This window comes from Stenotrophomonas sp. Iso1 (assembly GCF_027497995.1).
Lineage (GTDB): Bacteria > Pseudomonadota > Gammaproteobacteria > Xanthomonadales > Xanthomonadaceae > Stenotrophomonas.
Window position 1 is genome coordinate 1474228 of the sequence record NZ_JAODBT010000001.1, and the last position, 19775, is coordinate 1494002.

General features: G+C 61.8%; 19 protein-coding genes and 1 tRNA gene. 15 read left to right on the forward strand and 5 right to left on the reverse strand.

Features of this window, described 5'->3' with window-relative positions:
- The first annotated feature begins 61 nt into the window (after positions 1-61).
- From PAN08_RS06350 to PAN08_RS06395, 10 genes are all read left to right on the forward strand, one after another.
- Entirely contained in the window at positions 62-1612 is a 1551-nt protein-coding gene (locus tag PAN08_RS06350; protein WP_269790622.1) for a GMC family oxidoreductase N-terminal domain-containing protein, read from the forward strand.
- Between the two features lies 1 nt (position 1613).
- Positions 1614-1871, forward strand: a complete 258-nt coding sequence (locus tag PAN08_RS06355) for a hypothetical protein (RefSeq protein WP_269790623.1) — start codon at positions 1614-1616, stop codon at positions 1869-1871.
- A gap of 13 nt (positions 1872-1884) precedes the next feature.
- Entirely contained in the window at positions 1885-3366 is a 1482-nt protein-coding gene (locus PAN08_RS06360) for an aldehyde dehydrogenase family protein (protein WP_269790624.1), read from the forward strand.
- 59 nt (positions 3367-3425) lie between these two features.
- Positions 3426-4313 (forward strand): catalase, encoded by an 888-nt coding sequence (locus PAN08_RS06365; RefSeq protein ID WP_269790625.1) that lies wholly within the window; start codon positions 3426-3428, stop codon positions 4311-4313.
- 106 nt (positions 4314-4419) lie between these two features.
- Positions 4420-4495, forward strand: a tRNA-Thr gene (locus PAN08_RS06370).
- A 275-nt stretch (positions 4496-4770) separates the two neighbouring features.
- Positions 4771-5874, forward strand: coding sequence for a ubiquinol oxidase subunit II (gene cyoA, locus PAN08_RS06375; RefSeq protein ID WP_269790626.1), 1104 nt, complete (start codon positions 4771-4773; stop codon positions 5872-5874).
- Between the two features lie 2 nt (positions 5875-5876).
- Positions 5877-7874 carry a cytochrome o ubiquinol oxidase subunit I gene (gene cyoB / locus PAN08_RS06380; RefSeq protein WP_269790627.1) on the forward strand — a complete coding sequence of 666 codons (1998 nt, stop codon included), beginning with the start codon at positions 5877-5879 and terminating at the stop codon, positions 7872-7874.
- Complete coding sequence (gene cyoC / locus PAN08_RS06385; RefSeq protein ID WP_269790628.1) at positions 7871-8503, forward strand: cytochrome o ubiquinol oxidase subunit III; 633 nt, start codon at positions 7871-7873, stop codon at positions 8501-8503. Before cyoB ends, cyoC begins: the two co-directional genes overlap by 4 nt.
- Positions 8503-8844 (forward strand): cytochrome o ubiquinol oxidase subunit IV, encoded by a 342-nt coding sequence (gene cyoD, locus PAN08_RS06390; protein WP_057634501.1) that lies wholly within the window; start codon positions 8503-8505, stop codon positions 8842-8844. Before cyoC ends, cyoD begins: the two co-directional genes overlap by 1 nt.
- A 256-nt stretch (positions 8845-9100) precedes the next feature.
- Positions 9101-9985: an acyltransferase gene (locus PAN08_RS06395; protein WP_269790629.1), complete on the forward strand. Its 885-nt coding sequence runs from the start codon at positions 9101-9103 to the stop codon at positions 9983-9985.
- Between the two features lie 66 nt (positions 9986-10051).
- Here the strand turns inward: PAN08_RS06395 and PAN08_RS06400 are convergent, their stop codons facing one another.
- Positions 10052-10423 carry a glycine zipper 2TM domain-containing protein gene (locus PAN08_RS06400; protein ID WP_269790630.1) on the reverse strand — a complete coding sequence of 124 codons (372 nt, stop codon included), beginning with the start codon at positions 10421-10423 and terminating at the stop codon, positions 10052-10054.
- Positions 10424-10620: 197 nt separating this feature from the next.
- Here PAN08_RS06400 and PAN08_RS06405 point away from each other — a divergent pair, with 197 nt between their 5' ends.
- Both PAN08_RS06405 and PAN08_RS06410 read left to right on the forward strand, forming a co-directional pair.
- A complete protein-coding gene (locus PAN08_RS06405) occupies positions 10621-11544 on the forward strand; it encodes a M14 family metallocarboxypeptidase (RefSeq protein WP_269790631.1) in 924 nt (307 codons plus the stop codon).
- Positions 11545-11923: 379 nt separating this feature from the next.
- Positions 11924-12676 (forward strand): transporter, encoded by a 753-nt coding sequence (locus tag PAN08_RS06410; protein ID WP_269790632.1) that lies wholly within the window; start codon positions 11924-11926, stop codon positions 12674-12676.
- 9 nt (positions 12677-12685) lie between these two features.
- On the opposite strand, the gene PAN08_RS06415 is transcribed toward PAN08_RS06410, so the two are convergent.
- Positions 12686-13825, reverse strand: a complete 1140-nt coding sequence (locus PAN08_RS06415) for a hypothetical protein (RefSeq protein ID WP_269790633.1) — start codon at positions 13823-13825, stop codon at positions 12686-12688.
- A 108-nt stretch (positions 13826-13933) separates the two neighbouring features.
- A complete protein-coding gene (locus PAN08_RS06420; protein ID WP_269790634.1) occupies positions 13934-14839 on the reverse strand; it encodes a LysR family transcriptional regulator ArgP in 906 nt (301 codons plus the stop codon).
- A 133-nt stretch (positions 14840-14972) separates the two neighbouring features.
- Here PAN08_RS06420 and PAN08_RS06425 point away from each other — a divergent pair, with 133 nt between their 5' ends.
- Complete coding sequence (locus PAN08_RS06425; protein WP_269790635.1) at positions 14973-15608, forward strand: LysE family transporter; 636 nt, start codon at positions 14973-14975, stop codon at positions 15606-15608.
- Positions 15609-15711: 103 nt separating this feature from the next.
- Here the strand turns inward: PAN08_RS06425 and PAN08_RS06430 are convergent, their stop codons facing one another.
- Entirely contained in the window at positions 15712-16500 is a 789-nt protein-coding gene (locus tag PAN08_RS06430; RefSeq protein WP_269790636.1) for an alpha/beta hydrolase-fold protein, read from the reverse strand.
- Between the two features lie 127 nt (positions 16501-16627).
- On the opposite strand from PAN08_RS06430, the gene PAN08_RS06435 reads away from it, so the two are divergent.
- Positions 16628-16918, forward strand: a complete 291-nt coding sequence (locus tag PAN08_RS06435) for a hypothetical protein (RefSeq protein WP_269790637.1) — start codon at positions 16628-16630, stop codon at positions 16916-16918.
- Positions 16919-17003: 85 nt separating this feature from the next.
- Positions 17004-18077: an HDOD domain-containing protein gene (locus tag PAN08_RS06440; RefSeq protein ID WP_269790638.1), complete on the forward strand. Its 1074-nt coding sequence runs from the start codon at positions 17004-17006 to the stop codon at positions 18075-18077.
- A 15-nt stretch (positions 18078-18092) separates the two neighbouring features.
- On the opposite strand, the gene PAN08_RS06445 is transcribed toward PAN08_RS06440, so the two are convergent.
- Positions 18093-19667, reverse strand: coding sequence for a phospholipase D family protein (locus tag PAN08_RS06445; protein ID WP_269790639.1), 1575 nt, complete (start codon positions 19665-19667; stop codon positions 18093-18095).
- Positions 19668-19775 lie beyond the last annotated feature (108 nt).

Below are 19775 nucleotides of genomic sequence, written 5' to 3' on the forward strand. Positions count from 1 at the left end.
GTACCCGTATATCGACAAAACAGTGCGAGGCGAAAGCGGCGCATCAATGGAGGGTCGACAGATGAGTGGTCAGCAAGAATCAGGACGGTCGCGACAAATTCAGGCTTTGAAATTTGATTGCATCGTGGTTGGCGCGGGCTCTGCGGGTGCGGTGATGGCTGCGCGCTTGAGTGAAGATCTGTATCGAAGGGTGTTGCTGCTGGAGGCGGGCCCTTCCTACGCACCGGATGCTTACCCGGATGCAGTGCGCCTGCAGCACGTCATTGGCGGTGATGCCGCGCACGATTGGGGCTATGCCTCGGAGTCAAGCTGGAGCGATGTGCGCTTGGCGGTGCCACGAGGCAAGGTGCTTGGTGGTTCGTCAGCAGTCAATGCCGGCGTGTCGATGCGAGCACCGGCCGGCGATTTCGCACGGTGGACCGACGCAGGGCTTGAGCATTGGACGGCCGCCGAAGTACTGCCGTTCTTCCAGAAGAGCGAGCGTACCGTGCATGGCGATGATGCAGTCCATGGTCGTGATGGTCCTTGGCCGATTCACTATCTGCAGGATGATGAAGTCTCCGATATGCAGCGTGCCTTCATCGCTTCGGCCGTGCAGGAAGGCTTTGCGCATGTGCAGGACTTCAATGGTGCGCAGCCGTTTGGCGTGGGTGCGTATCCGATGAACAACCGCATGGGCCAGCGGCTCAATACCGGCATGACCTATCTTTCGCAGGAAGTTCGTGAGCGCCCGAATCTGACCATCCGGGCGCAGCAGTTGGTGGATCGCATCGAGATCGATCAGGGCCGGGCAGTAGCGGTGCTGCTCAGTGACGGTCAACGCATTGATGCCAAGGAGATCGTGCTGTGCGCGGGTGCGTATGGCACCCCCGCCATTCTGTTGCGTTCGGGTGTCGGCCCGGCGGAAGATCTTCGGGAACTCGGTGTGGATGTGCAGGCGGATCTGCCGGTAGGGAAGCGCCTGCAGGAGCATCCCTTCTTCTACACGACGTGGTCGGCGCGACCGACAAAGATTGGTCTGCCCTTGCCGCCTGTGGGTGCAATTTTGTGGACGCAATCCTCGCAGGCGACGCTGGGCGTGGGGGATTTTCATGTCTCGGCAGTGCACTACGGGGACCCGGCCAGTTCGCCTACCGGTGCCATTTTTACGTTGGCGCTTGCATTGACGCGGCCGCATTCGTTGGGCTCGGTAACACTGCGTTCGCGTGACCCGACCGTTGCGCCGCGTATTGCGCTGAATCTGCTTGAGGATGTGCGCGACCGCCGATTGATGGTGGAAGGGATCGAGTTGATCCGACGCATTACCCGACGTGGACCGCTGGCCGAAATCATCGTTGACGAGCTGACACCTGGCGCGTTGTCTGCCAGCTATGAAGCACTGGAAGCGGCTCTGCCGCTGGCGCTGGATGTCTACCACCACCCCACCTCCACTGCGCCGATGGGGGGAGCGGATGATCGGCATGCAGTCACTGACTATCAAGGCCGTGTGCGAGGCATCGATGGTCTGCGTGTTGCCGATGCTTCTTCCTTCCCCGATGTGCCCTGCGTGGCGACCAATCCCACGGTGATCATGTTGGCCGAGCGCATCAGCCAATGGATGCGGGGCGACTGAGATGACGTTGCTCGCGGTGCTGGGCGAGCGACTCAAGCGCACGGCGCTGGTTTGGTTGGCGGTGTATCCGAGTGCGCTGCTGGTGCTGAGTTTGGTGGGTGAGCGCTTCAGGCATTGGCCGTTGCCGATGCGGGTGCTGGCTTCGACGTTGATCATCGTGCCGGTGGTGGCAAACATCAGTTTGCCGCTGGTGCAGACAGTAGTGGCAGCGTTGGGCAGGGCGTCGCGACGGATCGACCGGCACGACGACAACCAATGATTACGGAGTTTCCATGGCTAATACTTCAACATCGTCAACCCCGCTGCCGTGTGCCTCCAATTGGATCAACGGCGTTGAACGCTTCGATGGCGTGTTCAAAGAGTCAATCAATCCAGCGACCTATGAGGTGATTGGCCGCTATCCCGATAATGGTCTTGCTGTGGCGATGGAGGCCGTTTCGGCTGCGTCGATGGCGTTCCAGCAACCGGGTTGGGCGCATGACCATGAACTGCGCGCACGCGTGCTGGAAAAATTGGCGGCGGCTTTTGAACGCAACCGCGACAGGTTGCTACAGATGCTGGCGCTGGAGAACGGCAAAGTAATGCGCGAAGCGGCGTTTGAGCTGGACATGGTGCCGAGCAAACTGCGTTACGCGGCAGCCTGCGCAATGCTTGAGGCTGGGCGCGCGCTACGTCCCAAGCCAGGCCGTATTTCGATGGTGCTGCGCCAGCCCATGGGCGTGGTAGCGGTGATTGCACCGTGGAATTCGCCGGTGGTTCTGACCATTCGTTCGTTGGCGCCGGCATTGGCCGCAGGTTGCACGGTGGTGATCAAGCTGCCGGCGCAAGTGGCGCAGATCGCCAGTCTGATGGCGCGGATCATGGCCGAAGTGGATGAGCTCCCGCGCGGGGTGATCAACCTGTTCTTCGAGACTGGCTCAGAGGGCGCAGCCTATCTGGTGGAGACACCCCGAGTGCCGGTGATCAGCTTTACCGGATCTTCCCGCACCGGCCGCGCGATTTCGGGCGTGGGTGCGCGCCACCTGAAACGTTTTGGCATGGAACTGGGCGGCAAGACGCCGATGATCGTGTTCGATGATGCCGATCTGGATACCGCCTTGCCGGTGCTGGAAAAGGCGTTGACCGTATTCGGCGGACAGTTCTGCATGACGGGCTCGCGACTGCTGGTGCAGCGGGGCATTTATGACGCGGTGCGTGAGCGCATGGCAGCACGGCTGCGCGCGGTCACGATAGGGCCGGCCGACGACCCGAACAGTGACATGGGGCCATTGATCGACCGGGCCAATGTCGAGCGGGTGGAGCAGGTGGTGGAAGCGGCGCTTGCTGCTGGTGCGCGGGCAGTGGAGCGGGGCGGGGCAGTTCGCAATGGTGTACTGGCGCGGGGTGCGTTTTTCCGACCGGCGTTGCTGGAGGTATTCGACAACACCTTGGACATCATCCAGGAAGAAACCTTTGGCCCGGTACTGACGTTGCAATCTTTCACGGATGAAGCCGAGGCGCTGCAGTTGGCGAACGACAACCCGTATGGGCTGGCGGCCAGTGTGTGGACGCGGGATCTGGATCGGGGCCTGCGTATGGCAGAGGCCATCGATGCCGGGTCGGTCTGGATCAACGATTGGGCGCAGGTATTTGATGGCACCGAAGAAGGTGGATTCAAACAATCCGGGTTGGGGCGCTTGAACGGCCTTGCCGCACTTGAAGATTTTGTGGAATACAAACACATCGCCCTGCGGCCCGGCCTTGCCTGGCACTGACGTCGGCCGTCGTTGATCGTTTGTTTGCCTTGCAGGTGGTAGCGCGGGAGCGCGCAGCTATGAATACGGATATGGCCAGCGCACTGTTCGATGCTTTGCGCGCGCTTGCGCGCGTGGGCGGTGGAGTGCGAGTCAACCATGCGCGCGGCATCTTGGTCGAAGGGCACTTTCGTGCCACCCGCACCGCCATGCGGTTTTGCCTGGCAGGAATATTTGATGGCGCCGAGCAGCGCGTGTCGGCGCGCTTCTCCAGCTCCGGCGCGGATCCGCACATCGATCAGCGCAGCCCGCTCGCCGAGCCGCGTGGTTTGGCGCTGCGGATCGGCAACAACGCGGCGCTGACGCTGGTCGGCCACTCAATCGAGGGTTTTCCAGCAGCTGATCCGGAGCGGTTTCTGGCGATGTTGATCGCGATGAATGCGAACCGGCCTGTCAACGTAGGTGCAACGACGGGGCGGGATGATTGTCCAATATCGGCACGGTTCGAGGCTTTGCGACAGCAGCCCGCAAGCAGCTTCACCACATTGGATTACCACATGCTGCATCCGTATCGATTGATTGCTGCCGATGGACATGTGCGCGTCGGCCGGCTGAGCATACGTGCGCCTCGGTCGGAAGCCGGTACAACCACTCGGGACGGCCCTGACTGCCTGGACAAGCGCCTGCGCAGCGAACTGTCCAAAGGCCCGGTGGTGCTGGCATTGCAGTTCACTCCCGTCACCGGGGGGGTGGATCCTACGGATCTGAGCGTGGCCTGGGATCCTTTACTGCCCTCTGTGACGCTGGGCCATTTGTGGCTGGAGCGCGTGGCTTTGCGACAGGGCGTACAGCGCCGGCTGGTGTTCGACCCGGCATTGCTGCCAGAGGGTATTGCCTTTGCGGGCGACCCGATGCTGTATGTGCGTCTGCGGGCTTATCGGCTGGCGGCATTGCAGCGGCGGCGGTAGCCATCCGCACCCGGGAGTGCCACCCCGGTGGCCAAAGAGGGCAGGCACGGTCAGCTGGCGGCATGGATTGACCACAGCGTTGACGTTCGCATACAATTCGCGGCTCGCCGGAATAGCTCAGTTGGTAGAGCGGCGCATTCGTAATGCGTAGGTCGTAGGTTCGATTCCTATTTCCGGCACCAGTAACAGAAAGCCGACTGCCCGCAGTCGGCTTTCTGCTTTTACGGGTGCGTCAAATGCGCGCAGGTGCGACAACGTGTCGCACGCCGAAGCCGCTGTTTACTGCGTGAAATCATTGTCAATGTCTATCTTAAGTGTTGCGTGAAGGCCTAAAATTGCGCTGCTGAGATCTGGCACTCCCCTGCACGTGTTCCCCCGGTGGCAATCTCCGGGCGGGCGTTCGCGTTAGCGCGCATGGGTTGCCGGATCAGGTACCCCCTCGCAATTGGATCGACCGATGATTCCGTTGAAAACCCTTGGGCGCATGCTGCGCCCGGGCCTCATTGTTGCTATGGCCGTCATGATGACGGGCTGCGACTGGGCCTTGTTTGATCCCAAAGGCCAGATTGCCCGGGACGAACTCACGCTGCTGATCACCTGTACGGTGCTGATGTTGCTGGTCGTCATCCCGGTGATCGTGATGACACTGGTGTTCGCGTGGAAATACCGCGCATCCAACACCAAGGCCCGTTATGAACCCAACTGGTCGCACTCCACCGCCATCGAAGTGGTGGTCTGGTCGATCCCGTGCATGATCATCCTGGTGCTGGCAGTGCTGACCTGGCGCTCCTCGCACGCGCTTGATCCGTACAAGCCGTTGGAGTCGGACACCAAGCCGGTGCTGATCGAAGCGATCTCGCTGGATTGGAAGTGGCTGTTCGTATACCCGGAAGAGAACATTGCCGTGGTCAACGAGCTGACCTTCCCGGTCAATACGCCGCTGAACTTCAAGATCACGGCCGATTCGGTGATGAATGCGTTTTTCATTCCGCATCTGGGCAGCATGATCTACTCGATGGCCGGCATGGAAACCAAGCTGCACTTGATTGCCGATGAGGCGGGCAGCTACGAAGGTCGTTCCTCGCATTACAGCGGTGCCGGCTTCAGCAAGATGCACTTCATGGCCCACGCAGTGAGCAATGAGGAATATCAGACCTGGTTGGCGAAGGTACGTGGCGACGCCAAGGTGATGGACCAGAAGTCCTTTACCGAGCTGGCCGCCGAGAAGAACCATGACTACTACCCGGTGACCTACTACGGCAGCACCGAGGCAGGTCTGTTTGGCGCGATCATGGCCAAGCACATGGGCGAGAGCCACCACTTCGGCATGAAGCATGACGGCAAGGCGATGTCGCACGAGGCCATGGGCCACGAAGCAATGCGCCATGAGTCGATGGATCACGAAGCCATGGGCCATGAGGCAATGAACCACGAGGCCATGGGCCACGAAGGTCATGACGCCGCCGCTCCTGCCGCCGCCGAGGCCGCAGGCCACGCCGGTCACAATGCAAACGAGTCCACCGAAGCCGCACCTGCCGGCAACGGTCCCTCGGGAGAATGACGATGCTTGGAAAACTCTCTCTTGATTCACTGCCGCACGATCCCATCGTGCTCACCACGCTGATCGGCGCGATGCTCGGTGGTCTGGCCGTTGTTGCGGCCATCACCAAGTTCAAACTGTGGGGCTACCTGTGGAAAGAGTGGTTCACCTCGGTGGACCACAAGAAGATCGGCGCGATGTACCTGATCGTGGCGTTCGTGATGCTGCTGCGCGGCTTCTCCGACGCGATCATGATGCGTGCCCAGCAGGCGATGGCCGCTGGCGGTGCTGAAGGCTATCTGCCGCCACACCACTACGATCAGATCTTCACCGCGCACGGCGTGATCATGATCTTCTTCGTGGCCATGCCGCTGATTACCGGTTTGATGAACCTGGTGGTGCCGCTGCAGATCGGTGCACGTGACGTTGCCTATCCGTTCCTGAACTCACTGAGCTTCTGGCTGTTCGTCGCAGGCACCGCCCTGATGATGATCTCGCTGTGGATTGGTGAATTCGCCGCGACCGGCTGGCTGGCGTTCCCGCCGTTGTCGGGGTTGGAGTACAGCCCAAGCGTCGGTATGGATTACTACATCTGGGCGCTGCAGGTTGCAGGTCTGGGTACCACGCTGAGCGGTATCAACTTCTTCATCACCATCCTCAAGATGCGTACCCCGGGTATGCCGCTGATGAAGATGCCGGTGTTCAGCTGGACCGCACTGGTCACCAACCTGTTGATCATCGCCGCCTTCCCGGTGCTGACGATCACGCTGGTGCTGCTGACCCTGGACCGTTACCTGGGCACGCATTTCTTCACCAACGATGGCGGCGGCAACGCCATGCTGTACATCAACCTGATCTGGATCTGGGGTCACCCGGAAGTCTATATCCTGGTGTTGCCGGCATTTGGCGTGTTCTCTGAAGTCATTGCCACGTTCTCGCGCAAGACGCTGTTCGGCTACAAGGGCATGGTCTATGCGACCTGTGCCATTGGTGTGTTGTCGTTCCTGGTGTGGCTGCACCACTTCTTCACCATGGGTTCGGGTGCCAACGTCAATGCCTTCTTTGGCATCACGACGATGATCATCTCCATCCCCACTGGCGTGAAGATCTTCAACTGGCTGTTCACGATGTACCGCGGTCGCGTGCACTTCACCTCCCCGGTGTTGTGGACGATTGGCTTCATGGTCACCTTCACCATCGGCGGCATGACCGGCGTGATGCTGGCGATTCCGGCCATTGACTTCGTGCTGCACAACTCGCTGTTCCTGATTGCCCACTTCCACAACGTCATCATTGGCGGCGTGGTGTTCGGCATGTTCGCGGGTATCACCTACTGGTGGCCGAAGATGTTCGGCTTCAAGCTGGATGAAACCTGGGGCAAGCGTGCGTTCTGGGGCTGGTTCATCGGCTTCTATGTGGCCTTCATGCCGCTGTACGCACTGGGCTTCATGGGCGCCACCCGTCGCCTGCAGAGCTACCCGAACATGGAGTACCAGCCGTTCTTCATCGTTGCCGCTGTCGGCGCCGCGATCATTGCCTTCGGCATCCTGTGCCAGGTGATCCAGATCGCTGTGTCCATCCGCGACCGCAAGAAGAATGCTGACCTGACCGGCGATCCGTGGGATGCCCGTACGCTGGAGTGGGAAACCGCTTCTCCGGTGCAGTTCTACAACTTCGCTGTCCTGCCGAAGGGCGAGGAACTGGACGATTTCTGGCAGCGCAAGCAGCGTGGTGAAGCCTGGGTCAAACCGGCCAAGTACAGCGACATCCACATGCCCAAGAACACCGGTACCGGTGTGGTCATCGGTGCCTTCAGCCTGGTGCTGGGCTTTGCGATGGTGTGGCACATGTGGGTGTTCGCCATCATTGGCCTGGTCGGCATGATCGGCACCTTCATCTACCGCACCTTCGACAAGGACGTGGATTACTGGGTGCCGGCCGCTGAAGTCGAACGTATCGAGAATGAACACCGCAAGCACCTGGTTGCCCAGGGCCTGGTGAAGACCGAGGTGAAGGCATGAGCCACAACGCCCACACGATGACCCACGGCTCGGCCCACGCGGCCGACCATGGGCATGACCACGAGCATCACGACGCCGGCGAGAACACCGTCTTCGGTTTCTGGGTGTACCTGATGAGCGATCTGCTCATCTTCGCCACACTGTTCGTCACCTACGTGGTGTTGTCCGGTGGCACCAACGGTGGCCCGGCCGCGAAGGACTTGTTCGACCTGTCCTTCGTCGCATGGGAAACCGCACTGCTGCTGGTTTCCTCGCTGACCTTCGGCTTGGGCATGATTGCTCTGCATCAGTCCAAGAAGGGCTTGATGTTCTTCTGGCTGGCCGTTACCTGGCTGCTGGGTGCCGGCTTCATGGGCATGGAAATCTGGGAGTTCAACCATCTGATCCATCAGGGTCACGGCCCGGACAAGAGTGCCTTCCTGTCGGCATTCTTTGCTCTGGTCGGTACCCATGGTCTGCACGTCAGTGCCGGCATGTTGTGGCTGCTGGTGATGCTGATCCAGCTCAAGAACGACGGCCTGACCCCGCGCAACAAGACCCGCATGGCGTGCCTGAGCCTGTTCTGGCACTTCCTGGATCTGGTCTGGATCGGCGTGTTCTCTGTCGTCTACCTGTCGGGAGCTATGTAATGTCCGCACATGACAATCATGCACACGGTGCCGGTGGCGAGAGCCACGGCAGCGTCAAGTCCTACCTGGTTGGCTTCCTGCTGGCAGCGGTGCTCACCATCATCCCGTTCTGGGTGGTGATGAGTGGCGGCCTGTCCTCAAGCTTTGCCACAGGTGCGGTGATCGTAGTCGCTGGCATCCTGCAGCTGCTGGTGCACCTGGTGTTCTTCCTGCACCTGGATCGCTCCTCGGCACAGCGTTGGAACGTCAGCGCTGGCCTGTTCACTCTCGTGGTGATCGGCATCATCGTGCTGGGCACGCTGTGGGTCATGTGGAACATGAACTACCACATGATGGGCTGAGCAATCAGTTCGTTCCTGCAGTAGAAAAAGGCCACCGCGAGGTGGCCTTTTTCGTGGGCGCGGGAAAACGGGGGCGCGAGAGGGGCGGGCGGAACGGCCAAGCACAACCGCCGGGTCAGCTGGCTCTCCCGCGTAAGGAGCAGCACGCGGTCAGCAAGCCGGGGCTGCTTCCGTCTTTACACACTTCTCAGGCCGCTTCACTCTCTCCCGCTCTTTGCTACCCTGTCCCTCTTTCGGACTAGTCCCCGGTATTTCTATGGTGTGGTTGCGTGTCGCTCTGGTTCTTCCGCTGGTTGCCATCAACACGGTGGTGCATTGCCTGCCGTTGTTCGTTGTCGCGCTGGTGAAGGCAGCGCTGCCGTTTCAGGCAGTGCGCCGGGCCTGCAATCCGCTGCTGACCGGTTTGGCGGAAAGCTGGATCGGCGTGAACAGCGCCTTGATCCAGTTGTTCACCCGCACGCGTTTTGAGGTCAGCGGGCTGGCCGACCTTGATCGCGATGGCCACTACCTGGTGCTGGCCAACCACCAGAGCTGGGTGGACATCCTGGTGCTGCAGAAGGTGTTCAACCGGCGCATCCCGCTGCTGCGGTTTTTCCTGAAGCGTTCGCTGTTTTGGGTGCCGATGCTGGGTCTGGCATGGTGGGCGCTGGATTTCCCGTTCATGGGTCGCTACACGCGCAAGCAGATCGTCAAGAACCCGGAACTGGGGCGCCGCGATATGGAAGTCACCCGCAAGGCCTGCGAAAAATTCAACAGCATCCCGGTGGCGGTGATGAATTTTGTCGAAGGCACGCGCTTCACCCAGGAAAAGCATGACGGGCAGGGCTCGCCCTTCAAATACCTGCTCAAGCCCAAGTCGGGTGGTGTGGCGTTTGTGCTTGATGCGATGGGCAAGGGCCTGCACGCGCTGTTGGATGTGACCATCGTTTATCCGAAGGGCATTCCGTCGATGATCGACCTGATGGCCAACCGCCTGCCCGAAGTCAGGGTGCTGGTGCGCAAGCTGCCGATCCCCGCTGAACTGGTAGGCGGCAACTACCAGGACGACCGCACCTATCGTGCGCAGTTCCAGCAATGGATGAACAGTCTGTGGGTGCAGAAGGACGCTGAGATCGCAGCGATGTTGGAGGGCAAGTCCTGACGCTTGCCGCTCGCGTAGAACGACAAAGGCCCCGACGGGGCCTTTGTGCTTTAAACGTGCGGGGGTTCAGCGGTAAACGCGCTCACAGCGTGTCTCGATGACACGCTGGCCGTTGCGCTCCTGGTTGCGGCCCTGGACGTTGCGGCCCACCAAGCCACCTGCCACCGCGCCCGCCGCAGTGGCAACCTTGCGGCCGTTGCCCTTGCCGACCTGATTGCCGAGCAGGCCGCCGACCACCGCACCGGTGGCGGTGCCGGCGACACGGTTCTGGTCGCGGGCATTGTTGGCCACTTCAACCTTGCGGCACTCCACCCGACTGCCGTCGTTGAAGCGGCGGCCTTCATCACGCGGGCCGTAGGTTTGAGCCTGGGCACTGGCGGCGAACAGCATTCCCAATCCGACAAAAGTAGTCGCAAGTTTGCTGTGGAAAGTGCGCATGATCTGCTCCTTGTGCGTGTTGGTAACGGGGACGAGTAGTCCCGTGTGTCAACCCTGCGCGCATGTGGGCGAACCGGAAGTGAAAGCCCGGCTCCCAGGTTGAAGTGGGGTTCATTCTGCATGGCTTTCGGCAACTGAACGCGGCGCGGCTTGGGTGTAGAGTTCGCGCCTGACCGCCATTTTCAACGAGGTTCCGCATGAATACTGTTACCGCTTTCTATCCCGTGGGTACGCCCGGCCAGCCTTGGGGTGCGTCGGAACGTGCGCAGTGGTTGCAACGCCAAGTGGTGCAGCGTAGCCATGCAGATGAAGTCGTGGCGAAGATCGATGCACTGCGTGAGCGTTTTGACGTGACGCAGTACGGCGAGCTGGATTACCCCAGTGGCCGCTATCCATTGTTGGCAGTGCGCAGTCGTAACTGGAACGATGCTTTGCCGGTGATGCTGGTCACTGGCGGCGTGCACGGCTATGAAACCAGCGGCGTGCAGGGCGCGCTGCAGTTCATTGATCAACATGCGGCGGACTATGCCGACAGGTGCAATCTGCTGGTCGTGCCGTGCGTTAGCCCGTGGGGCTATGAGCGTGTGCAGCGTTGGAACGCATTGGCGTTGGACCCGAACCGTTCGTTTGTGCAGAACAGCCCTGCACCGGAGTCGGCCGCGTTGATGGCACTGGTGGCGCCGTTGAAGGGCCAGATCGTGATGCATATCGATCTGCACGAAACCACCGACACCGACGAAAGCGAATTCCGCCCGGCATTGGCCGCGCGCGATGGCAAGCCGTTTGAACCGGGCGAAATTCCCGATGGTTTCTATCTGGTGGACGACAGCGAAAACCGCCAGCCGGTGTTTCAGCAGGCAGTGAATGCCGAGGTGGTCAAGGTCACCCATCTTGCGCCTGCTGATGCGCGCGGGGAAATCATTGGTTCGCCGGTTGTCGCGCTGGGGGTGATCGAGTATCCGCTCAAGGCATTGGGGCTGTGCGCCAGCGTCAGCGGCGCGCGCTACACCACCACCACCGAGGTGTATCCGGACAGCCCTAAAGCTACCCCGCAGCAGTGCAATGACGCGCAGGTGGCCGCGGTGATTGGTGCGCTGGAGTTTGCTTTGAGCAACGGTTGAGGGTGATTGTTGTTTGGTTAGGTATTGCAGAAGCGGAACGGCGGCCCTCATCCGCCCTTCGGGCACCTTCTCCCGCCAAGCGGGAGAAGGGATAGGGCAGGGCAATTGTCACAGCAAAGCCACAGCCACAGCCACAGCAAAGCCACAGCAAAGCCAAAGTTGGCCAGCGTATAGCGAGGGCTTGTACGCGAACTTTCATCGTTCGATAAAGCCAATCGCAGAGAACAGAATTGAGTACTCCCTCCTCCCGCAAGCGGAAGAAGGTGCCCGAAGGGCGGATGAGGGCATGCTTCTTCTTTTCATGAGCAACCCGAGATGGGACAACAACCCTCCCCCAACTTCACACAACCACCGCGCACCCGCATGTGAGCATCAGTACATGAGACGACGATTGATGATGTTCACGATCCTGGCCTCGGCCAGCATGAGTGCATGGGCAGGCGACGCCCCCGAGTACGACCGCCCCGGCATTGGCTTTTCCACGAGCACCGTGGGCAAGGGCGTCTTCGTCTGGGAACAGGGGTTGCCTGATGGCAGCCGCGACCGCCGCGATGGAATCACCACGACGGCCTGGACAGCTGACACCTTGCTACGGCTGGGTTTATCCGCAACCACGGAGCTACAGCTGGGTGCCGACACCTGGGGCGGCCTGCGCGTGCGTGGCGCGGGCATTCGCGAGAGCGACACCGGCGGCGGGGATGGCAGCATCGCGCTGAAATGGGCGCCGGCACTGCGCAGCGAGCAGTTCTCGCTGGCTGTCAAAGGCGGCGCGACGCTGCCGTGGGACCGCGCACCGTTGGGTGATGGCGGCCACGATTATGACCTTGGTGTCACCTTGGCTTGGGCACTGCCGGCCGATACCAGCCTGGCGTTCTATGCAGACCGGCAATGGGGTGACAACGGCGGCGGGTGGTTGTTCTCCCCAAGCTATGGCTTTCCATTGGGAGAAGACGTTTCAGGCTATGTGGAAGGGGGCTACGGCACTGGCGTGCAATACATGCGCGCGGCCGGCGCAGGCGTGACCTGGATGGCCACGCCGCGCCTGCAATTGGACGCCTCGTTTCTGCGCGGACTGGATGCTGAAACCACCGATTGGCAGGGCGGGGTGGGGCTGGCCTTGTACTTCGATTGATTCCGTTGCTCAGCGATTGACTGCAGGGCCGTACACGCCGCTGTAGCCGGCGGCACAGTTGTTGGTGCAGTCGCTGGTGAGCATGTTGCGGACGATGATGCCGCTGTTGTTCTTCGAGCGGAAATGGCCGACGCCATTGCTGGTATCGCCGCCACCAAAGTTATAAGGGCTGCCGTCGCTCCAATCCCAATCGAAGCTGTAGGCACTGCTGCCTGCACCCACATCCACCTGTGCGTAAACATTGGTGGCGCTGTTGAACAATGCTCCGTCGCCGCAGCCAGCGCTGTAGCTGGTGGTGAAGCAATGCACCTGGTCGCGGAGGCCGGCGGTGATCGTATAGAAGCGGATACCGGTATAGGTGGCCGGGAACGTACGCAGACTGCCCGAGCCGCTACCGGTCCAGCGGTTGTAGCCGTAGAAGGTCACGCCGGTACTCGGGTACAGGCCAAACGTGTAGTAGTTGTACGGGTAGACATAGGCCTCGGCGTTGCAGGTGGGTGCCAATGCCGATTGATAGCCGGTGCTGCGGCAAGTCTGCAGCCCGCGTAGGCCGCCGGCGATGTTGATGAAACGCCGGACGCTGCTTTGGTTGCCGTGGTACTTGATCGTCGCCAGCGCCATCGTCGACCCCAACGAATGAGTCACCAGATCCACTTGGCTCTTACCGGTATAGGCCTTCACCTTGTCGATGAAGGTCTTGATGACCTGGTAAGTAGCCGGCGAGTGGTAGTTGTTCTGCGGCGCGGCGCGCTCGCTGGCGCTCAGGTAAGTGATACCGAAAAGTTCGCAGTCGTTGTAACCGGCCGCCTTGAGTTCGGCATAGGTGGAGCGAGGGGGCGTGCTGTAGCCGCTGACTGCACTGGCGGGCATGTCGAAGCTGATGGCGCTGTCGCCGTTGCCTGGAATGAACACCACCGGGGTCTTGGTTGCAGTGCAATTGCCACCGCCGAAACCGCCCTGGCCGACGCCGGGATTGAAACCACCTGCGTATTGGCTAGCGGCGCCCGTGCAGGTGTAGCCGTTGTTGCTGCCGCAATCCAACGCGGCGGCATCCGTGGGAAGCAAAAGCGCGAGCGCGCCTGCAACTGGAACAGCAACGGTACCGAGAAACCATGAAGCAACAACGGGGACGGATCGGATGATCGACATGCGGCAGCTCCGGGCAGGTGAGTCCTGATGGTCCTGCCAGCATCCGGCCACGGGCGGCGGCGCGGCACTGTCCAATGGGGAAACTTGCAGTGCAGCATCGCCGTTGCATCACTTGCGGGTGCGCACCAGCATGGTTGAGGCCTGCAGGATGGCGCGGGTCAGCAGCGCCATGGTTTTCACTTCCCCCTTCCAGTGCTGCCAGTACAGCGGCACGTCTTCCCAGGCGCGGGCTTTCACGTAGACCAAGCGACCGCTTTCAAGATGGCGGCGCACCAGCGGCAACGGGTTCATGGTCCAGCCCAGGCCGCCGAGATTGGCGTGGACAAAGGCGCGGGTGGAGGGAATCCACCAGGTGGGCGCGTTCAATGGCTGGTCGATGCCGGCGATACGTCGTGCATAGCGGGCCTGCAGGTCATCCTTGCGGTTGAACACCAGTACCGGCGCCAGGGTCAACGCTTGGGCGTTCACGCCCTTGGCGAAATAGCGTGCGTGAAATTCCGGGGTGCAGGTGGCGGCGTAGCGGATGCTGCCCAGCGCGTGGATCTGGCAACCCTGTACCGGTTCGGAAAGGGTGGTGACCGCCCCCAGTACGGCGCCTTGCCGCAACAGGGCGACGGTGTGGTCCTGGTCTTCGGTATGCAGGTCCAGCGTGGTGCTGGTGGATTGCGAGAAGGTCTGCACTGCCTCGGGAAACCAGGTTTCCATGCTGTCGTGGTTGACCGCCACCGCAATGCTGGCGCGCGGCAGCTCAGCGTCGGAAATACCGATGCGCTCGAACGCATCACGCTCCAGCAGGGCGGTCTGCTCCGCCAACTGCACCAGCACCTGGCCTTCCAGTGTGGCCTCGGTGGGGATGCTGCGTTTGACCAGCAGTTTGCCGACCCGGTCCTCCAGCGCCTTGATCCTCTGGGAGATGGCCGAGGCGGTGACGTTCAGCGACAGCGCGGCGCGCTCGAAGCTGCCTTCGCGGATCACTGCCGCCAGTGCCCGTAGTTGCGAGTGGTCAATGCGCATGAATTAAGTTTTGCTAATGATGGTTAACAAAGTTTAGCTCTACTTTTCAATGTTGCGCTGCGACAATTGCCGCATCCGGTCGCTGCGGTGCTTTCTCCCGCAGGCCTTCCCCTCAAGTAAAGGCAGTTCCCCCATGTTTTCCGTTGTTTCCGCGCAGGCTGCAGGTAGTGCCTGGCTCAGTGGTGCCGGTATCGGTATTGGTCTGTTTGCCATCGTTGGCGCGCAGAGTGCGTTCATCCTGCGCCAAGGCATCATGCGCCAGCACGTGATCCCGATCATCGCCACCTGTTTTGCCATCGACGCGGTCTTCATCCTGGCCAGCGTGACTGGGTTGCGCACGCTCACCGAGCAGGTGCCGTGGCTGACCACGGTGCTGCTGTGGGGTGGCGTGGCCTTCCTGAGTTGCTATGCCGTGCTGTCGGCGCGGCGGGCGATGGTGGGCGGTGGTGGCATGCAGCTGGATGACAATGCCGAGCAATCACTGCGGACGGCATTGATGGCAGCAGCGGGCTTTTCGATCATCAACCCACATTTCTGGCTGGACATGATGGTGATCGGCTCCATCGCCGAGAATTTCGGTGAATCACGCATGGCGTTCGCGGCCGGTGTGATCACTGCCAGTGGCGTGTGGCTGACCGCGCAGGGGCTGGGCGCGCGCCTGCTGGCGCCGCTGTTCACCAAGCAGTCCACCTGGCGCGTGCTCGACGGCACCATCGCGGTGATCCTGAGTGTGCTGGCACTGACCCTGGCGCTGCGTGGGGTTGGCTGAGCGAAGCTGGCGGGCCGTTGTCGGGAAAAAGAGGGCGATCATGCAGACAGCGTGATCGCCCTTTTGCCATTCAGCGGTGCCCGTTGCAATTGAACAGGGGCCTTCAGCGGCGCCGCTGAGCGAACAGCCATTCCCAAACAGCGGGGTTGCGATAGGTCGGATCCCACGCGTTGTGCTGGGTGTCCGGGTACTCGGTATAGCGGAAGCCCGCCTGTAATTTCTGGCTGGACTGCGCGATGGCACGGTCATCGCGCGTGGGTACCAGCGTGTCGAGCGTGCCATGGAACATCCATACCGGCACGCCATGCAGGCGTGAGGCAACGGCGTCGTAGGGATCGGCGATGCCTGCCACGTGATCAACGATCAATCCCGAGCGGTCGGCGCGTGGGGCCAGCAGCGCGCCGCAGATTGGCATCACCGCGGCAAACTGCGTTGGTCGGGTCAATGCCAACTCCCAGGTGCCGTAGCCGCCCATGGAGATACCGCTGATGTAATTGCGTGCAGGGTCGGTGGAGAATTCGGCGTTCGCCGCGTCCAATGCTGCCAGCGCCATACGGGCGTTGCGGCCACGCCATTCTTCGTCATCGGGCACCTGCGGGAACACCACCAGCGCCGGGAAGCTGTCCATGTGCTGCTTGATCCACGGGCCGACGCCGGCTTGCGTGGGCTTGATGCCATCGTCGCCGCGTTCGCCCGAGCCATGCAGGAACAGCAGCACCGACAGTGGACGTGGCACATGCGTAGCGGGTACGAACACCTGGTAGCGGAACTGACGGCCTTCGACTGTCACTTCGCGTGCAACGAAATGGCCGCCCGGATCGCCGGTCATGGTGGAACTGCTGGCGCCGCCGGCCAGCACGGACAGAAGCAGCAACATCAGGGTGCGTCGCATAGCGGCCAGCCTTGGCAGGGAGGTGGCCGCAGCCTAACCCAATAGAAGCAGCGGGTAGATGGCGATATGCCAGAATTACCGGTCAACGCCTTCGCTGCCACAGCAGCACTTTCTGGAAGATGCCCGTATGAGGAAATTGCTGATCATCGCCCTGGTCATGCTGTTGGCTGCCTGCAGCCAAGGCCCGCGTGGCATTTACAGCGATTCGGCGCAGCTGCTGCGCTATACCTTCGAGGACGATGGCAAGGCTACCGTATCGGTGCTGGGCCAGACGCAGCAGGCCCAGTACGTGCGCGAAGGCGACACCGTAACGGTGCACGTACCGGGGTCGGAAGGCGTGCCGGTGGCCTTCACGGTCAATAAGGATGGCTCGCTGCAGGGGCCGATGGGCGTGCACCTGGAGCAGGTGAAGCCGTAATGCAGCGGGGGACGACCACATTGCGCCCGCCTCGGGTGGCTGAAGAACCGGCGGTGCGTGTCGATATGGAGTGCATGGGTTCGCATTGGCCTTTTCCACATTCGGCATGGTGATCTTTTCGGCAATCCTGGCGGCAGTCATCGTGGGCGGCATCGCCTGGTTCTGGCTGCGCAGTCATGTGCAGGCGCCCGCGCCGGCCAGCAGACTGCGCGAGGTGGCGCCGGTTGAAACCGATGTGCCGGTTGCCATCGCGCCGGTAGCGGCGGGGGACCTGCAGCGGCGTTTTCTTTTACATGCCCTGGCGGTTGCTGACGATGCACCTTTGCGTGTGCAGCGTGCAGTGGTCGATGACGTGGTCGCCACGCTGACGCGCGCCGATCTTTCCTCCCGCTACACGCCGCGCCGCCCGAACCTGTTGCCGCAGCTGATCCAGAGCGTCAACGACAGCGCGGCTTCTTCGCGTTCGATCGCGCGCATCATCGGCAGCGACCCTGTGCTTGCCGCGACCTTGCTGCGCATTGCCAACAGCCCGCTGTACCGGCTGCAGCGGCAGGATGTGCAGCGCATCGAGCGGGCGGTGACCTTGATCGGCAACGACGGCATCCGGCAGATCATCTCGGCTGCGTTGGTGCAGCCGGTAATGCAGGCTGCCAGTGGCGAGGATGCTTTGTTCGCGCGCCAGCTATGGGATTACACGCTGGTCCTGTCACTGGCCGCTGCTGACCATGCGCGCAGCATGGAACAGGAAGATGGCTTTGCTGCCCAGTTGGCCGGCCTGTTGCTGGGGCTGAGTGGCGCAATGGTGATGCAGGCTTGCGCCGATGTATTGGCAAGGTCGCCGCTGCGTGCGCGCGAGCCGGGTACCTTGCTGGAGGCACTGGAGCGTTGCACTGCACCCACCGCCGTGCGTATTGCCGAGCACTGGAAACTCGCTCCGTCGATCATGCAGGCACTGCGTGATGTTGATGCACAAGCGCCTGCAGGGTTGGCGCATTCACTGCAGGTGGGCCGTTTGGCGGCCAGTGCGGCCATGCTGCATGCCGGCGGGAAAATGCAGGAAGAGCAGGCGTTGGCCGCGTTGTCGAGCCAGTTGCCGCCGCATGTTGCGGTGTGGCTGTGGAAGCGGGTGAACCGACAGGCACCGGACGACCACCGCTAAGCGACGATCACGCCGCTACAGCTGCGACTCCAGCGGCAACCAGCTGATCACGCGGGTGGTAGCCCGTTGCAGCACAGTGGTGTCCGGCTCGATGCGGTAGGTGACGGGCGGCGTCGCGCTGCGGTCCAGCCAGCGCAGGTCCGAGCCCTTGCTCAGATACACCCAGTAGCTCTGTTCGGCATCTGACAGACGCAGATATTCGGTGCGCAACCGTGCGGCCAGCACCGGATCGTCGAACAGCACGCCCATCTCCGTGTTGAGGTAGGCCGAACGTGGATCCAGGTTGAACGAACCGACAAAGCCGCGGCGGTCATCCACCACGAATGCTTTGGTATGCAAGCTGGCACCGCTGCTGCCGAAGGTGGATGCGCGCTCGCCGTGGCCATGCGATTTGAGTTCGTACAACTGCACGCCACCGGCCAGCAGCGGCCTGCGGTAGTGCATGTAGCCGCTGTGCACGGCGGCCACGTCGTTGGCCGCCAGCGAGTTGGTGATGATGCCGACCTGCACGCCGCTTTTGACCTGCCCGATCAGGGCCTTGGTGCCTGCTGCACCGGGCACGAAGTACGGCGAGATCAGCAGGGATTTGTGCCGGGCGCTGCCCAGTTCCTGCGCCAGGTGCGAGACCAGCCAGTCGCTGGGGTCGGCGTCCTTGCGCTTGCTGGGTGGGTCGGAGCGGATATGTATCTGCGAGGTCCAATGCAGTGCCAGCTGGTTGCTCAGGTAGGCGTCGTCCATGCGCGCGCGCACCCGTTGCAGATAGGGTGCGGCTTCCTGCTCACGGGCCTCGACCGTGGCTTGGTCGATGAAGTTCTGCATCTGCTGCGCGGTGTTGTACTGCAGTGCGCCGATGGGCACGACCTCCTGGCTGTTCCAGAATGTGTCGAATATCCGGCTGGCATCAGCGGCCACTGGGCCGGCCAGCAGCAGGTCCAGGTCGCGGAAATTCACGTCTGGGCGTGCGTCGAAATACTCTTCGCCGATGTTGCGGCCACCAACGATGGCCACCCGGCCATCGGCGATCCACGCCTTGTTGTGCATGCGGTAGTTGATGCTGAAGGCCCGTTGCACCATTTCCAACAAACGCCACAGGCCTTCGCGATTGCGGAACGGGTTGTACAGGCGGATCTCGATATTGGGATGGGTATCCAGCGCCATCATCTGTGCATCGAGCCCGGCGGCATTCATGTCGTCCAGCAGTAGACGCACCCGCACGCCGCGTTCGGCGGCCTGGTAGACGTCGTTGGCGAGCAGGTGGCCGACCATGTCGTCGTGCCACATGTAGTACTGCAGGTCCAGGCTGCGCCCGGCCTGGCGGGTAACGATCGAGCGCGCGGCATAGGCCTCCAGCCCTTCGGACAGGTAGAACGCGCCACTTTCGCCCGGATGCGCTGCCAGCATCGGTGCCAGTGATCGATCAATCAGGGTTTGATCGGGCTGCACCGGCAAGGCATGCGATGGAGTGCCCAGCGCCTTGGGAGTGAGGTGGTCGCCCAACATCAGGCCGCTGGCGACCAGCAACAGCAGCGCGACGATGACGTAACCGAACAGACGCAGCAGCTTGTGGCCACGGGAGCGGGTGGTTTCCATGCGCGCATCCTAGCGATGTTCTGGGTTGCGGGTCAGGGTATCTGGCCGACCGTGACGTTCCGGAGGTGTCAGCGGGGGGAGAGCTGGGGGAGAATCGGGGTTTGCGTT

Coding starts and splice junctions, on each gene's coding strand:
- PAN08_RS06415 (WP_269790633.1), bottom strand. CDS start 13,825: ATGTCGATCATCCGATCCGTCCCCGTTGTTGCTTCATGGTTTCTCGGT.
- PAN08_RS06350 (WP_269790622.1), top strand. CDS start 62: ATGAGTGGTCAGCAAGAATCAGGACGGTCGCGACAAATTCAGGCTTTG.
- PAN08_RS06435 (WP_269790637.1), top strand. CDS start 16,628: ATGAGGAAATTGCTGATCATCGCCCTGGTCATGCTGTTGGCTGCCTGC.
- cyoA (WP_269790626.1), top strand. CDS start 4,771: ATGATTCCGTTGAAAACCCTTGGGCGCATGCTGCGCCCGGGCCTCATT.
- PAN08_RS06400 (WP_269790630.1), bottom strand. CDS start 10,423: ATGCGCACTTTCCACAGCAAACTTGCGACTACTTTTGTCGGATTGGGA.
- PAN08_RS06395 (WP_269790629.1), top strand. CDS start 9,101: ATGGTGTGGTTGCGTGTCGCTCTGGTTCTTCCGCTGGTTGCCATCAAC.
- PAN08_RS06405 (WP_269790631.1), top strand. CDS start 10,621: ATGAATACTGTTACCGCTTTCTATCCCGTGGGTACGCCCGGCCAGCCT.
- cyoB (WP_269790627.1), top strand. CDS start 5,877: ATGCTTGGAAAACTCTCTCTTGATTCACTGCCGCACGATCCCATCGTG.
- PAN08_RS06430 (WP_269790636.1), bottom strand. CDS start 16,500: ATGCGACGCACCCTGATGTTGCTGCTTCTGTCCGTGCTGGCCGGCGGC.
- PAN08_RS06425 (WP_269790635.1), top strand. CDS start 14,973: ATGTTTTCCGTTGTTTCCGCGCAGGCTGCAGGTAGTGCCTGGCTCAGT.
- PAN08_RS06410 (WP_269790632.1), top strand. CDS start 11,924: ATGAGACGACGATTGATGATGTTCACGATCCTGGCCTCGGCCAGCATG.
- cyoD (WP_057634501.1), top strand. CDS start 8,503: ATGTCCGCACATGACAATCATGCACACGGTGCCGGTGGCGAGAGCCAC.
- PAN08_RS06445 (WP_269790639.1), bottom strand. CDS start 19,667: ATGGAAACCACCCGCTCCCGTGGCCACAAGCTGCTGCGTCTGTTCGGT.
- PAN08_RS06420 (WP_269790634.1), bottom strand. CDS start 14,839: ATGCGCATTGACCACTCGCAACTACGGGCACTGGCGGCAGTGATCCGC.
- PAN08_RS06360 (WP_269790624.1), top strand. CDS start 1,885: ATGGCTAATACTTCAACATCGTCAACCCCGCTGCCGTGTGCCTCCAAT.
- cyoC (WP_269790628.1), top strand. CDS start 7,871: ATGAGCCACAACGCCCACACGATGACCCACGGCTCGGCCCACGCGGCC.
- PAN08_RS06355 (WP_269790623.1), top strand. CDS start 1,614: ATGACGTTGCTCGCGGTGCTGGGCGAGCGACTCAAGCGCACGGCGCTG.
- PAN08_RS06365 (WP_269790625.1), top strand. CDS start 3,426: ATGAATACGGATATGGCCAGCGCACTGTTCGATGCTTTGCGCGCGCTT.